Here is a 14,849-nt window from a genome sequence, read left to right on the forward strand (position 1 = left end):
TTATGGACGGAGCAGGTCGTATATGTCATGGTGAAGGGAGAGATAGAAATGGAATTCATTTATGTATTAAAGTTGATCCCACGCTTGTATCAAGAAGCAAATTGGACAACCGGGGATGAAGAAATCGTGCAACGTCATTTCGAACGGTTGAAAGAATGGACGGACAATGGGAAAGTGATCCTTGCCGGCAGAACATTAAATGAAGAGGAAAATGCCTTTGGAATCGTAGTATTTGAAGCGGATGACGAGGAACAGGCAAAGGCATTCATGATAGAAGATCCCGCGGTGGCCGAGGGTATCATGACAGCAGAACTGTTCCCCTATCGTGTGGCTCTTTTAAGAAAAAATGAACATGTCATAGACTAGGAGATAAAGAATGGAAAAGTGGATTCAAGAACTATTTACAGAGGATGTATTAAAGGATGCAGCTTCACGCTTCGGCTGCGACACAAATCATGCGAAGAAGCTTGGTGATTTCGAAAACTATGTATATGAGGTGCACAGGGGAGAGATTCCCTATATCCTCCGCCTGACCCACAGTTCCCATCGTTCAAAAGGGGAAGTGGAAGCAGAGTTGCAATGGATCAATTACTTACATAAACATGGGGTGAATGTTTCACTCGTGAATGATTCAGAAGCAGGAAACCTGGTTGAAGTACTGGAGACGGGGGATACACATTTCTTTGTCTGTTTATTTGACAAAGCTCCCGGGAAACCCGTGAAGATGGATGATCCTTTATTTGATGATGACCTTTTTTATAAATGGGGAAAACTCACCGGTCATATGCACCGGGTAACGAAGGGGTATGTGCAGGGTGAAGCCGGGCGTGACCGGTGGGATCAAGATGATGTACTTGATTACGAGAAATATTTGACGAGTGATAAAGACAGGGACATTATCAGTAAAGGACATCAAAACAAGGAAACGATCAGGGGATTTAAAGAGACACGTGATTCGTTTGGACTCATTCATTCGGACATCCATCCAGGCAACTTCTTTTATCATGATGGAGATCTCCATGTATTCGACTTTGATGACAGTACTCAATTCTTCTTTGTAAGCGACGTGGCCATCCCGTTATATTATTCAGTATGGTGGAAGTTTCGGAATGAGACCCTGGAAACCCGCAGTGGATTCGGGGAAAGATTCCTGATCGCATTTCTTCAAGGGTATTTGACGGAGAGTGACATCGATGACGAATGGGTCAAGCGCATCCCACATTTCCTGCTTCTCAGGGATCTGACTCTTTACACAGTCTTCCATAAAAAGTGGGATCTTGAGAATTTATCTGATGGAGAGCGGTCGTTGCTGTCCCAAATCAGGGAGAGGTTACAGGAGGATGAACCAATCGTCGACCTTGATTATGAGAAGATCCTTCGTGAAGTCCGAAAAAGATGATCTGGGCTTTACTGATTACCGGGGGAATCATCGGGTTACTGGTCAGGGTGATGAGGCTGACCTTCAAGAGTGGATACGGCATGTCGGAAGACCTGTTCGATCAGCCGGTGTATGTGAAAACATGCAGTCATTGTCATAAAAAGATTCCAAAGGATTATTCTAAATCCCTGTGCCCCCATTGCGGGAAGCTGGTGGAATGATGGAAAGGCTCAGGGTGGAGTGGTCTCCCGGGGCTTTTTTTTAAAGTGAAGAGGTGAAACATGTTAATGGAAGTGAAAGTTTTGTATGATGCTAAAGACTGTTTACATAAAATCGAGAGGTGAAAGAAATGGATAAAACCATTGGATTTATAGGATGTGGAAATATGGCGCAGGCCATCATGGGAGGGATACTGAAGTCCGGGCTGGTGGACAAACAATCTGTTCGTGCAAGTGCCAGGACTCAGGAAACCCTGGATATGGTCAGGGAGAAATTTGGAGTGAAGGTGACGGATGACAATCTGGATGTAGCAGCCTTTTCTGATATTGTGTTCCTTGCGGTGAAACCGGATCAATACAAGGGCCTGATCGAATCCATCAAACATTCCTTGAAAAAAGACAGCATCATCATTACGATTGCGGCTGGAATCACGATTGAATGGATGGAAGAGCAGATTTCCCCTTCTGCCAAAATCGTACGGACGATGCCGAATACGCCGAGTCTTGTGGGGGAAGGAATGACCGCATACTGTGTGAACGAAGAAATAACAGAAAGCGATTTGGAACATGTCCAGGCAATCCTTGAAAGCTTCGGAAAGGCGGAAAAGATCGAGGAAAGCTTGATGGATGCAATACCGGCAGTGAGCGGCTCCTCTCCTGCCTACGTGTTTATGTTTATCGAGGCACTCGCCGATGGAGCCGTCCTCCAGGGAATTCCGAGGAATCTTGCCTATCAGCTGGCATCACAGGCAGTGCTTGGGGCAGCTAAAATGGTCCTTGAAACCGGCACTCATCCAGGAGAGCTGAAAGATGCGGTCTGTTCACCCGGAGGCGCAACGATTGAAGCAGTGGCTGCTTTAGAGAAACACCAGTTCAAGGGGGCTGTATTATCGGCCATGGAAGCCTGCGGGCGCAAATCGAAATCCCTTGGTGAATAGCTGATTGAGTTCCCTGCAAATTTAATAGGGTAAATAAAAAATAAAAATTTTTAAGATAATATTTGTATGTGCAAATGAACATGTGTTATTATTTGTACATACAAATAAGGAGTGAGATAATTTGAAAACATTAGTATTGGTTGGCCATCCAGCCATTGAAGAATCCAGAATGAACAAAGCGTGGGCAGACCGGCTGGAGAAGGAAGAGAACATCACGGTCCATCATTTATATAAAGAATACCCTGATATGAAAATCGAGGTAGAAAGAGAACAACACCTTCTGCTTGGACACGATCGCATCGTGTTTCAATTTCCATTCTATTGGTACAGCACTCCCGCCATTTTAAAAGAATGGCAGGATCAAGTGCTTCAATACGGTTGGGCATACGGTTCGGAAGGGACGAAACTCTTTGGAAAGGAATTCCTGGTTGTCACATCAACAGGCGGACCAGCCGGGGCTTACCAATCAGGAGGCTATAATCATTATTCCATGAGTGAATTGCTGAAACCATTACAGGCGATGGCTAACCTCACAGGGATGACCTTCCTGCCCGCGTATGCCGAGCAGGGAGTCAGGATGTTGAGTGATGAAGAAGTCTCCATTTCTGCAGAAAAAGTGGCTGCCTATGTGAGGGATGGAGATATGAAGAGAGGTCGGTAGGCCGTATTTTTGTAAGAGTGATGGAAAGTGGCTGCCAGAAAAAAACTGCCTCAGTAGTCTTCTACTTTGGCAGTTTTTTTAATGGGTCCTGAATTCTACTGTGATGATGGCTGTGACGGCGATTTGACCCGGTTGAACGGCCGTACTTTCATCGGCTGCCTTTAAATAGGCAGTGTTCATGAGGGGAACGGCTGATGGCCGGGATTGTTCGGTAATGGATTTGGGCTGCGGATTAAGCTGTTGATTTGATTGGCCGGATAATGTGAGTGCCTTTTGGTATGCCTCTTGATAGGCTAAGGCGAGAGCCTGCTGGTAGGATTCAATGGGGTTAGACTGGATGAACTGAATGTTTTCCACTCGATTGGCCCCACTCTTTAGAGCATCATCAATGATCTTTCCGACTTTTTCGATCGACTTAACGGTGACCCTGAATACTTGTCGAACTTCATAACCGGTGAACGTTTGTTTTCCATCTTCAAATTGATACTGTGGAAGAACTTGATAGGTGGACGTCTGGATATCCTGTCGGCGAACTCCGTTATTTAAAAGGGACTGAACGACCTGATTGGAAAGTTGCTTGTTCTCGTTTTGGGCAACTTCAAGCACTTTATCATTCGTCACAATGCCTATCGATACGAGGGCTTGATCCGGATCGACATACAAAGTATGTTCCCCGCTCACGGTTATGATGCCATTCGATTGATTGGTTCGATAGTACGGATAGGAGTGCATGGCGGCACCTACACGCACGTAAAGGATTCTATTTTATCCAAATCGATGCCGAAGTACACCCACGTGAATCCGATCCATCTCCATCCGGCAATGGAACGGCGCCCGACAAACACCGGGTAGAACCAGAAAGCATCTCTTCTTAACCATATATACGTGTAACGGAATAAGCATCTTCTGATGGCACCCGGATCGACCTCGAAGGTGCTCGGTCCACCCTGCGTTCCTTGAAGTGCCGTTTTTTGCGGTTGGAAGTTCGGTGGTGGACCGGGTGGTGGTTGGTTTTGTCCGCCCTGCCCGCCTGTAGGGGGTGGTGAGCTTGGTGCTCCTTGTCCTCCACCGGGAAAACCGGGAATGCCTGGGAAACCACCGCTGCCTGAACCCCCACCGCCGCCTGGAAATCCAGGAATACCGGGGAAGCCCCCACCGGAACCCTGTCCTCCCCCGGGAAAACCAGGAAATCCACTGCCGGATCCTCCTCCGCCGGGCAAGCCCGGGAATAATTGTCTGTGATCGTACATAGAAGAACCTCCTCATAAAGAATTCTCTTTATCTTATGAGGAGGGGGAGTGGGCGTGCGTGTCTAATCTGCTGTGATAAGGTGGCCCATCAGGATTCCAGTGCTTTTTTCATGACGTTTTTCAACGTTTGCGCAGAATGGGAGAACTGGGCCTTTTCTTTTTCATTCAAGGGAAGTTCGACAACTTTTCGGATTCCATCCCGGTTGATGATGGCCGGTACACCGATATACATGTCCTGTTCCTGATATTCTCCTTCCAGGAGGGCGGAAACGGTCAGGATGCTGTTTTCATTATTGAAGATGGCTTTGGTGATCCGGGCAAGTCCCATGGCGATTCCGTAGTACGTTGCCCCTTTTCGTTCGATGATGTGATAGGCTGCGTCCCTTACATTGACAAAAATTTCATCGAGGTCTTTCTGGACGTTCTCCCTGTCCATATCAATCAGTTCATTCAACTGACTTGCACCAACGGTCGTATGGCTCCAGACCGGGAACTCTGTGTCACCATGTTCCCCCATGATATAGGCGTGGATATTTCGTGTATCGATATCGAAATGCTGGCCGACCAGGTAGCGGAGCCTGGCTGTATCGAGGATCGTCCCTGAGCCGATGACTCTCTCTTTCGGCAGGCCGGAGAATTTCCAGGTGGCATAGGTTAAGATGTCGACAGGGTTGGTGGCGACAAGGAAGATTCCGTTGAAACCACTTTCCATGACGGAGTCTACGATGTTTTTGAAGATCTTCACATTTTTCTCTACAAGGTCCAATCTGGTTTCACCGGGCGCCTGATTGGCTCCGGCTGTGATGACGACCAAATCAGCGTCTTTACAATCGCGATAATCCCCGGCTGAAATCTTCATGGGGGAAGCAAAAGCAAGACCGTGATTTAAATCCCGTGCATCTCCGTCGGCTTTCTCCTTATTCAAGTCGATCATCACAAGCTCATGGGCAATTCCTTGATTGAGAAGAGCGAAGGCATAACTGGAACCGACAAATCCTGTACCGATTAAAGCTACTTTGTTTGTGCATTTGACTGTCATACGTCATCACCTATTCTTTCATAATTATTTGTCCTAGCGATTGGTAACATCCGTCCCCAATGGAAAGAGGGGAAGATTGAATCCGTTGATATTGTGAATTATTTCACAAACAAATCATAACACGTTTCTCACTGATATTCTATTGATAAATACATCCTATCATACATTTATTGTGAAATGATTCACAGATTCGCCAAAGTTACTGCAGAGGGACGGACCTTGATTCCTGGGACCAGGTCCTATGAATCAAGGTCCGTCCCTCTAAAAGAAGGGTTTTTTAGTGGTTGTGATGAATGTATAGAGGAAGAGGTTTGTTTATGGAGGTGTTGTATGTATGAATGTCGTGAGTGGGGAGTTGAATGTCCGTCCGTTAGTGGTTGGGGATAAGTACACGCTTTCAAGGTGGTTGACGGATCCCGTGGTCCTGGAATTTTATGAAGGCAGGGATCGCCCTTTCACCCCCGAGATGGTGGAGGAGAAATTCTTCTCGGATAGGGGAGTCATGAGTTGTCTAGTCGAGTATGAAGGAGTTGAAATCGGTTATCTTCAATACTATCAGCTCGATCATGAGACGATGATACGCTACGGCTATACGAATCTGGATGAAGTGATTTATGGTACGGATCAATTCATCGGAGAGGCGGATTATTGGAATAAGGGAGTCGGGACACTGCTTATTCGTGCTGTGGTGGAATACTTGCTTCAGAAGGAGGGAGTCCACCGCCTCGTGATGGATCCGATGACATGGAACACGAGAGCGGTCCGCTGTTATGAGAAATGTGGATATAGTAAAGCACGGATACTCCGGGAGCATGAGCTTCATGAAGGGGTATACCATGATTCATGGTTGATGGAGTTCATACCCGAGTAAATGGAAAATACACCTGTGGCTTTTTGGATAGTAAAAAAGTAAGGACATGATTTCTACGCAGTACATATCGAATAGTCAGGGGCTGTTCAAATGGGCGGCCCTATTTAATGTTGGCTAAGAGAAAGGAATGAACGGATGTGACCGTGACTAAAGTATATCTTGTCAGGCATGCCCACTCGATTTATACACCGGAAGAGTTAACGAGGCCCCTGTCTGAAAAGGGAAGAAGGGATGCTCTTAAGGTGACAGAACGACTGAAAAAAGAAGGGATTGATGTGATTTGTTCCAGTCCCTACAAAAGAGCCGTTGAAACGGTAGAAGGAATAGCCCGGCATATCAATCAGGAAGTCACATTGGTGGAAGAGATGAGAGAGCGCACACTATCCTCAGTGCCTGTCGAAAACTTTCAGGAAGCCATTTCATCGGTTTGGGCTGATCCGTCCCTTACACTGGAAGGCGGAGAGTCGAATCTTACCGCTCAAAAGAGGGGTGTCGAGGGGATATTTAAAATATTGGAAGAATATACTGGTAAAAACGTGGTGATTGGAACCCACGGAAATATTATGGTTCTGATCATGAATTATTTTGACGCGGGATATGGTGTGGAATTCTGGAGAGAACTTGAGATGCCGGATGTATATTGTTTAGCATTCCATGATAGAAATCTCGAAAGTGTAAAAAGAATATAATCGCAGCTCATTCAAAAAAGACCGTTCACTGTGAACGGTCTTTCGAGTATCTATTTGAATTAATGAGGCAGGAACGCCAGCTGATAGAAGAACAGGACAGCAAAGATATAAACAAGTGGATGTACTTGTTTCCATTGTCCTTTCACTACTTTCAGTAAAGGATAAGAAATGAATCCCAGTGCGATCCCCGTTGCGATGCTGGATGTTAAAGGCATGCTCAGGATGATGAGGAATGCTGGAAAGGCTTCATCCAGCTGATCCCATTTAATTTGGGAAATGCTTCCCATCATCAGGCTGCCCACGATGATCAGGGCAGGAGCCGTAATGGCAGAGATCCCAGATACGGAACTGACCAATGGCCCGAAAAAGGCGGAAACGATAAACAGGATCGATACGGTCAAGGTTGTCAATCCCGTTCTTCCCCCGGCAGAAACGCCAGCCGAAGACTCGATATATGCGGATGTCGGGCTCGTCCCGAACATCGCACCGATCGTTGTCGCGATGGAATCGGCTAGAAGTGCCTGCCTGGCCCTCGGAAGGGTGTTTCCTTTCATAAGTCCAGCCTGCTGTGCCACTCCGATCATCGTTCCCGTCGTGTCAAAGATGGTGACAAGTAAAAATGAGAAGACGACCGCGTATAATCCATACTGGAAGACGTCGGCAAAAGCCGTTACCGGGTTTGCTACCATCAGTCCTTCAGGAAGATGGGGAATGGCGACGAATCCTTCTTTAAAGGAAAGGTCTCCCGTAAAGTACGCAATCAATCCAGTCACGATCATCCCGATGAACAGGGCTCCATGGACGTTCAGGACCATGAGGATCAGTGTGACGGCCAATCCGGTCAATGCAAGAAGTGCTGAATGGGAATGAAGATCCCCAAGCTGTACTAAATTTGTCGGATGTGCCTGGATCAATCCAGTCAGACGCAATCCGATAAAAGCAATGAATAAACCGATTCCCGCTGTAATTCCGTGCTTCAGATTCTGAGGAATGGCTTCGATCAATTTTTTTCGCAAGGGTGTTAAAGAGAGCAGGATGAAGACGATCCCTGCTACGAAAACGGCAGAAAAAGCAACGATATATGAAATATCATCATGTGCACCGACAACTGAGTAAGTAAAATAAGCATTCAATCCCATACCTGGTGCAATGGCGATCGGATAATTTGCAAACAATGCCATCCATAACGTTCCGGCTACGGCCGATATGATGGTTGCTAAGAATACCTGATCAAACGGGACACCCGCATCGGATAAGATGATGGGATTCACAACCACTATGTATACCATCGTCAGGAATGTTGTAATACCGGCAAGTATTTCCGTTTTGGGATCCGTACCGTTTTCCTTTAATTTAAACATCGTAAAACCTCCAATAAAAACGAACATTAAAAACACACAACTTCTATAATATTCGGTAATAGAACGAATTTCAATAGAAAAGACCGAATTATTTTTAAGAAAATATCTTGAAACCCCTTCCAAACCCCATTCTTTTTCGATAAGATGTTATCAATTATAGAGGAATCAGTTTCTATAATGCCCATGCATTGAACGATTTACCACGCATAGGCTCATATTTCTTTAAGAAAGGGGCGGTACTATGTATACTCAACTGAAAAACAAGTCAACTTCTGAACAGATCGAACTCATCACACGATCCTTAATCGCTCTGAAAAGTTATAACGGTACAACCGGCGAAAGTGAGAAAGCCCTATTTATATATAAATTGATCTCATCGTTTCCTTATTTCAAGCATCATCCCGAAAGAGTCTGGCTACAGGAAGTCCCTAATGATCCGATTGGAAGGAAGAACGTCTTTGCCTTTGTAAAAGGGGCGTCTTCTAAAACCGTCGTATTTCATGCCCATTACGATACGGTGGGAACAGATGATTATGGGGCCCTCCAGGATATGGCCCATGACCCGGATTTTCTGCAGAAGTTTTTCATGGATTATGAAGGGGAGGAGAAGGTAAAAGAAGATGCCCTTTCAGGAAACTGGCTGTTCGGGAGGGGCTCCTTGGATATGCAGAGCGGGATCTCCGTCCATTTAGCGAATCTTTTATATCATACAGGGGAAAAACAGCCGGATGGGAATTTACTCTTCCTGTTCAATGGGGATGAAGAAAGTGAGCATGCCGGGATGATTGCGGCTTTAAGTGATCTCCACCGCTTGAAAAACGAAGGCTTTGACTATTTAGCAGCAATCAACACAGACTTCATTTCCCCTATTTATGACGGGGATTGTAAACGGTATATTTATACGGGAGCAGCGGGGAAGCTGCTGCCAAGTTTCTATATATATGGAAGAGAAGCACATGTAGGGGATGTTTTGACATCGATTGATCCAACCGTGATCGCTTCGAAGATCAATCTCGAAATCAATCAGAATCTTGATTATCTCGAGGATATCCCCGGGGAGTTCACCCTGCCGCCTTCATGTTTACATTTTAAAGAGGATAAGCATACGTATAATGTTCAGACACCACTCAGCGCGTCTCTGTATTTCAATTATTTTGTATATGAAAGAACGGCTCGTGAAGTGCTGTACGACATGAAAAAGGTCGCTTTGAAGGTAGTAAGTGAAATGGAAGAGCGAAGCAAAAGGCAGTTTGAACAGTACCGCAACTATCACGGATTCCCTGAACGGGAATTTTCATGGGAAGTGGAAGTCCTTACGTTAAGGGAGTATATATTCTGGCTGAAAGAAAGGGGCATAGATCCGGACCCCGTCATGAAGAAAATCTTTCATGATATGGAAGGGGAGGACCGACGGACGATTGCTTTTTCAATGGTGGAAGCCCTCCAGCATCTTGACCCCGACCGGACACCAAGGGTCATCCTGTTCTTCGCTCCGCCTTTTTTACCACATAATTTTGTGAATGAGGAAAATGAGTACGGCAAGAAGGTGAGAGAGGTGCTCGGAACCTGCTTGGATGACATATCAAATGAGACAGGCGAAGAATTCGTCATCAAACGGTTTTTCCCATATCTCGCAGATGGCAGCTTTCTTTCCCTTCACGAAGAAGATGAAGATATCGAGGTTTTCAAGAAGAATCTGCCCCTCATCGATCACCTGTACCCGGTGCCCATCGATATGATCAGAAAGCTGAACATCCCCTCCATCAATATAGGAGTCTACGGGAAAGATGGTCATCAATGGACCGAAAGAGTGTATAAACCTTATACGTTCTCCGTCCTGCCGGAGATCATCAGGCGGGTGACGAAGGACTTATTGGAAATTTGATATGAAATAGGTAGAGAGGTTATTTTCCTCTCTATTTTTTATTGGTCATTAGAGTGTGATTTACTATAAAAATGAATTTTTCTGGATTCTCACTAGAAAATTGTCACAAAACGGTCAATCCCAAAAGATGCATGAACGGAACAAGTTTACTATAATATAGATTGTGAAGTATTTCACTAACTTTTAACTTTTGGGGTTGAGAGAAAATATGAAAGAGCTTAATCAATTAGCCAAAGAGCAAAGAGCATCGACCATGACGCTTTACGGGACTTCCCTGTTGATGGGAGGAGTCGTTGTTGGGCAGGCGTATTTGCTCGTAAGCATTGTTCATTCAATATTCATAGAGAAGCTCGGGTTCCAGGAGATCCTCCCGATGCTTGGGGCTTTGCTTCTCATACTCATAGGGAGGGCCGCCCTTTCATTTGTCAATGGCCGGATCGGAATCAGGATGGCAAGAAAGGTGAAGGGGGACCTGAGGAAACGGCTGTTAAAGAAATGGGCAAAGAATCCCCTTCAGGCCTCCATTCAAGGTCAATCGGGTCAAAAGGTCAGCACGATGATGGATGCGGTCGATGGAGTGGACGGATTTTTCAGTCAGTATATTCCTCAAAGGATCCAGACCACCATCGTTCCTTTAATCCTGTTGATCACCATCTTCACTGAGCATGTGTATACAGGTTTGATCATGGTGGTGACGGCTCCATTCATCCCATTATTCATGGCCATCATCGGAGTCATGACTAAGAAGAAATCAGAGAAGCAGATGGATAAGCTGACCGCGTTTTCCGGGAGGTTCCTCGATACTCTTCAAGGATTGCCTACTTTAAAGTTACTTGGGAAGGGGAAGCAACAGAAAGAGGGGATCAAATCAAGCAGTCTGGATTTCCGGGAAGCGACCATGGATGTATTGAAGACGGCATTTTTGTCTTCCTTGATGCTTGAGTTCATTTCCATGTTAAGCATCGGCCTGATCGCCCTGGAGGTGGGGCTGAGATTGGTAGTCTTTGAGAGTATCCCATTCTTTACCGCTTTCTTCGTTCTTGTCCTGGCACCGGAATTCTATCAGTCTTTAAAAGAGCTGGGGAATGCATTTCATACCGGTCGTGGGAGCATGGGGGCCGCAAAGAAGGTCATGGAGGAGCTTCAGGAAAAGGGCCAGCCGGTCAAATGGGGGGAAAGGGAGTTCAATTCAAATGGGATTCCTCCCACCATCGAACTGCGTAACCTCGGGTTCTCCTACAGTGAAAAAGGCTATGCCCTTCAAGGGGTCACCGCCTCCTTCCCTTCACGGAGCCAGGTGGCGGTCATCGGTCAGAGTGGAGCGGGGAAGACAACCCTCCTTCATCTGCTGGCAGGTCTGCTTGATCCTTCTGAGGGAGACCTTCTCATTAATGGAGTCCCGAGAAGCGAATACGTGGAAAGTGACTGGTTTGATCAATTGAGTTACATTTCACAGAATCCGTACTTATTCTCCGGTACGATAGCTGAGAATATCGCGGTCGGGGGAAGGGAAGGGGTCACCCGTGAAGAAATCGTATCCGCTGCTGAAAAAGCGGGGATTGCTAATATGATCGCGGGACTTCAGAAAGGATATGATACACCGATCGGGGAAGCGGGGAGAGGGCTTTCCGGTGGGGAGAAACAGCGCATTGCCATTGCAAGGGCGTTTCTCAAAGGTCCGTCCCTCATCCTGTTTGATGAACCGACCACCGGACTGGATATTGGTACCGAGCAAATCCTGCAGTCGTCGATGGAGGAGTTGGCTAAGGGTTCTACCGTCATTACCGTGGCGCACCGCCTTCATACAATACGAAAAGCAGATGCCATTTTGTTGTTGGATAAAGGAGAAGTGGCTGGGATTGGAACTCATGAGGAGCTCATGAAATCGGCTCCTCACTATCGTGATATGGTGAATGTACAGCAAGGGGTGAAACATTAGATGAAAGAATTACAATTTGTCGTAAAGCTGATGATGAAGGAAAAGAAGGATGTTGTGTATTCGATTCTTTTGGGCTTCCTGGCTGGAATTACCTCTGTCGGACTCTTTGCTTCAAGTGGGTATTTAATTTCCAAAGCGGCCTTGGAGGTACCGCTTTATGCCCTGACCGTCATGATCGCTCTGTTAAAATTGTTTGGTTTAACGAAGGCACTTAGCCGGTATGGGGAACGTTATTTTTCCCATCGGGCCACGTTCACGATTTTGGCGAACTTGCGGGTTTCCATCTATGAAAAAATCGAGCCCCTAGCACCGGGGATCTTCGGGCGTTATCGGAGCGGGGACCTTCTTGCAAGAATCGTCGGGGATGTTGAGAGTCTGCAGAATTTCTTTCTTCGTGTCTTTTATCCGCCCGTGATCCTGGTGATGGTATTTTTAAGCACGGTTTTATTTACTGTGTTTTACTCTGTTTCGATTGCCCTGGTCCTACTCGGAGGTCTATTGTTGACAGGCTATATCGTCCCATCCTACTTCGCTTTTAAACAGAGAAAAGTGGAAGCGACGCTGCGGGAAAGACGTGGGGGATTGTCGACCGAGGTGACGGAATTTCTTTATGGATTCAGGGACCTGAAGATCTACCGGAGACTGGGGGATAAAGAGGCGAGTCTTGTCCAGGCAGCGACAGGATATGTGACCGAACAGGAAAGGGAGAGCCGATATTCCCTCTTTAGTCATTCAACGAACATCCTGGTTTCCCTGCTCATTTCATGGATCGTCTTGGCTTTGGGGGCTTATTCAGTAGCAGCGGGTCAATTGGACGGGATATTTCTAGCCATGCTTGTCATGATCTCATTAACGGTATTTGAAAACGCCACACCCATGGCGATCCTGCCGACCCACTATGAAGATTCGCGCCGGGCGGCAACCAGGCTCACTACCATCACGAATGAAGAGCCTATCGAGAGGGACGGACCTCCAATGGCTTCGGTACTGGAAGGGGATGTTCCTGCTTTTTGCATGAAGGATGTGAGTTTCTCCTTTGACGGGGAGGAAAGGAAGACACTGAACGGGGTGAGCCTCGAGCTCCCCGCAGGTTCGAAAACAGCGGTCGTAGGACCATCGGGGTCAGGCAAGTCGACGTTACTTCAATTGTTATTACACTTTTACCCGACGGATGAAGGAGTGATTTTCGTCAATGGTGCATCCATTAAGGATATCGATAAAGAGACATTATGGGGGTATGCGAATGTTGTTCTTCAAGAAAACCATTTCTTTTACGGTACAATCAAAGAAAATCTGATGCTCGTGCGTCATGATTTGACAGATGGAGAAATGAAGTCGGCATTGGATAAAGTGAAACTGGATCACATTTCTTTAGAGGATGAAGTATTGGAGAAAGGAGAGAATCTTTCCGGGGGGGAAAAGCAGCGGTTGGCGATTGCAAGGGCCCTTTTGAAAGACGCACCATTATGGATACTCGACGAACCGACATCTTCCGTTGATGCACTGATGGAAAAAGAAATATTTGACCATCTGTATTCAGCAGCCGAAGAGGATACGCTGGTTCTGATCAGTCATCGATTGACAGGTCTTGAAAAAATGGACCAAATCATCGTCATGGATCAGGGGAGTGTGGTGGAATCAGGAAGCTATCAAGAGCTTATGAGACAAAAAGGCTATTTCTATGAAATGAAGCAGATTGAAAAGAGCGTCCTATTCTAACTCACAGTAAAGCCACATCCCATTCAGGATGTGGCTTTAGTAACAGGCAATCATTCTGCCCAATCAATTAAGTTACGGATGTCCAGTCGATCTGTCTTTCGTGCTTTTTGAAGGGGTTTTCCGATTGTGATCAGCATGATCGGAAGATAACGCTCAGATACTTTGAATTCAGAAACGAGGGCAGCCGGATTGAATCCACCGATCGGACAAGTGTCCCAGCCCTTCGCTTTCGCGGCAAGCATGAATTGCATGGCAGCGAGTGACGCATTGCTGTAGGCAGCGTCCCGAGGATATTCCTCACGGCTGTACGCACCTTCGATCTGCTTCTTCAGGATCTCTTTGATTTCCGCCGTCATTTCGCCTTTCTCAATGGCAGGATCAAAGACGGGATCGATGTTCTTATTGGCTTCCAGGTCACCAAGTATAGCTACGACAGCAGAAGCATCATGTACCTGCTGCTGGTGATAGGCGATTGGAAGCAGGCGTTCCTGTACTTCTTTTTGGTCAAATACAAGGAATCTCCATTGCTGCAGATTCCAGGCAGATGGAGCTTTACCCGCCGCCTCTAACAGGCTGACCAATTCCTCACGGGGGATTTCCACGTGAGGGTCGTATACTTTCGTGGAGCGGCGTTCGTCGACGATTTGAAAGAAATTATCCATGAGTATGCCTCCTTGATGTATGAAGAAATGTTATAATGTGGTATATAATTGTATGTTACTTACTTTTTGTAAGTTGTTAAGCAATACGAACAATATAACCGACGTTTTAGTATGCGTCAAGGAATGAAGTTTTAGGATGTGTGAACGAACCAGTCATGGTGGATGTTTTGAGTATAAAAGAAAATGGTTTGGAATTACCATATGGTTATTTATGTTAATGCTTATGCTTTTTTCTGTGC

Annotated in this window: 15 protein-coding genes; 10 read left to right on the top strand and 5 right to left on the bottom strand. The window is 46.2% G+C overall.

Features of this window, described 5'->3' with window-relative positions:
- Window positions 1-48: 48 nt before the first annotated feature.
- The 5 genes from BVI01S_RS16560 to BVI01S_RS16580 all read left to right on the top strand — a co-directional run bounded on the left by BVI01S_RS16560 (window position 49) and on the right by BVI01S_RS16580 (window position 3,195).
- Complete coding sequence (locus tag BVI01S_RS16560; RefSeq protein ID WP_034760278.1) at window positions 49-366, top strand: YciI family protein; 318 nt, start codon at window positions 49-51, stop codon at window positions 364-366.
- Between the two features lie 10 nt (window positions 367-376).
- A complete protein-coding gene (locus BVI01S_RS16565) occupies window positions 377-1,399 on the top strand; it encodes a phosphotransferase enzyme family protein (protein WP_061810970.1) in 1,023 nt (340 codons plus the stop codon).
- Entirely contained in the window at window positions 1,396-1,599 is a 204-nt protein-coding gene (locus BVI01S_RS16570) for a hypothetical protein (RefSeq protein ID WP_061810971.1), read from the top strand. The genes BVI01S_RS16565 and BVI01S_RS16570 overlap by 4 nt, the downstream gene beginning before the upstream one ends.
- Window positions 1,600-1,727: 128 nt before the next feature.
- Window positions 1,728-2,534, top strand: coding sequence for a pyrroline-5-carboxylate reductase (proC, locus tag BVI01S_RS16575; protein ID WP_061810972.1), 807 nt, complete (start codon window positions 1,728-1,730; stop codon window positions 2,532-2,534).
- 121 nt (window positions 2,535-2,655) lie between these two features.
- The gene (locus BVI01S_RS16580; RefSeq protein WP_061810973.1) at window positions 2,656-3,195 is read left to right on the top strand and encodes an NAD(P)H-dependent oxidoreductase; all 540 of its coding nucleotides are present in this window, start codon (window positions 2,656-2,658) and stop codon (window positions 3,193-3,195) included.
- Window positions 3,196-3,273: 78 nt separating this feature from the next.
- On the opposite strand, the gene BVI01S_RS16585 is transcribed toward BVI01S_RS16580, so the two are convergent.
- The 3 genes from BVI01S_RS16585 to BVI01S_RS16595 all read right to left on the bottom strand — a co-directional run bounded on the left by BVI01S_RS16585 (window position 3,274) and on the right by BVI01S_RS16595 (window position 5,484).
- Window positions 3,274-3,945, bottom strand: coding sequence for an SIMPL domain-containing protein (locus tag BVI01S_RS16585; RefSeq protein WP_156477351.1), 672 nt, complete (start codon window positions 3,943-3,945; stop codon window positions 3,274-3,276).
- Window positions 3,936-4,445, bottom strand: coding sequence for a hypothetical protein (locus BVI01S_RS16590; protein WP_061810975.1), 510 nt, complete (start codon window positions 4,443-4,445; stop codon window positions 3,936-3,938). Before BVI01S_RS16590 ends, BVI01S_RS16585 begins: the two co-directional genes overlap by 10 nt.
- An 88-nt stretch (window positions 4,446-4,533) precedes the next feature.
- Complete coding sequence (locus BVI01S_RS16595; protein WP_061810976.1) at window positions 4,534-5,484, bottom strand: L-lactate dehydrogenase; 951 nt, start codon at window positions 5,482-5,484, stop codon at window positions 4,534-4,536.
- 334 nt (window positions 5,485-5,818) lie between these two features.
- On the opposite strand from BVI01S_RS16595, the gene BVI01S_RS16600 reads away from it, so the two are divergent.
- A complete protein-coding gene (locus tag BVI01S_RS16600) occupies window positions 5,819-6,355 on the top strand; it encodes a GNAT family N-acetyltransferase (protein WP_061810977.1) in 537 nt (178 codons plus the stop codon).
- A 143-nt stretch (window positions 6,356-6,498) separates the two neighbouring features.
- Window positions 6,499-7,044: a histidine phosphatase family protein gene (locus BVI01S_RS16605; protein WP_034760818.1), complete on the top strand. Its 546-nt coding sequence runs from the start codon at window positions 6,499-6,501 to the stop codon at window positions 7,042-7,044.
- Between the two features lie 59 nt (window positions 7,045-7,103).
- Here BVI01S_RS16605 and BVI01S_RS16610 read toward each other — a convergent pair whose 3' ends face one another.
- The gene (locus BVI01S_RS16610; protein ID WP_061810978.1) at window positions 7,104-8,405 is read right to left on the bottom strand and encodes an NCS2 family permease; all 1,302 of its coding nucleotides are present in this window, start codon (window positions 8,403-8,405) and stop codon (window positions 7,104-7,106) included.
- Between the two features lie 241 nt (window positions 8,406-8,646).
- Here BVI01S_RS16610 and BVI01S_RS16615 point away from each other — a divergent pair, with 241 nt between their 5' ends.
- The 3 genes from BVI01S_RS16615 (at window position 8,647) to cydC (ending at window position 13,948) form a co-directional block, all read left to right on the top strand.
- Window positions 8,647-10,290, top strand: a complete 1,644-nt coding sequence (locus BVI01S_RS16615) for a M20/M25/M40 family metallo-hydrolase (protein ID WP_061810979.1) — start codon at window positions 8,647-8,649, stop codon at window positions 10,288-10,290.
- A 208-nt stretch (window positions 10,291-10,498) separates the two neighbouring features.
- Complete coding sequence (gene cydD / locus BVI01S_RS16620; RefSeq protein ID WP_061810980.1) at window positions 10,499-12,229, top strand: thiol reductant ABC exporter subunit CydD; 1,731 nt, start codon at window positions 10,499-10,501, stop codon at window positions 12,227-12,229.
- Window positions 12,230-13,948, top strand: coding sequence for a thiol reductant ABC exporter subunit CydC (gene cydC, locus BVI01S_RS16625; protein WP_061810981.1), 1,719 nt, complete (start codon window positions 12,230-12,232; stop codon window positions 13,946-13,948). It begins immediately after the preceding gene.
- A 50-nt stretch (window positions 13,949-13,998) separates the two neighbouring features.
- Here cydC and BVI01S_RS16630 read toward each other — a convergent pair whose 3' ends face one another.
- The gene (locus BVI01S_RS16630) at window positions 13,999-14,616 is read right to left on the bottom strand and encodes a nitroreductase family protein (RefSeq protein WP_094075228.1); all 618 of its coding nucleotides are present in this window, start codon (window positions 14,614-14,616) and stop codon (window positions 13,999-14,001) included.
- Window positions 14,617-14,849: the final 233 nt, after the last annotated feature.

This window comes from Rossellomorea vietnamensis NBRC 101237 (assembly GCF_001591825.1).
Taxonomy (GTDB): Bacteria; Bacillota; Bacilli; order Bacillales; family Bacillaceae_B; genus Rossellomorea; species Rossellomorea vietnamensis.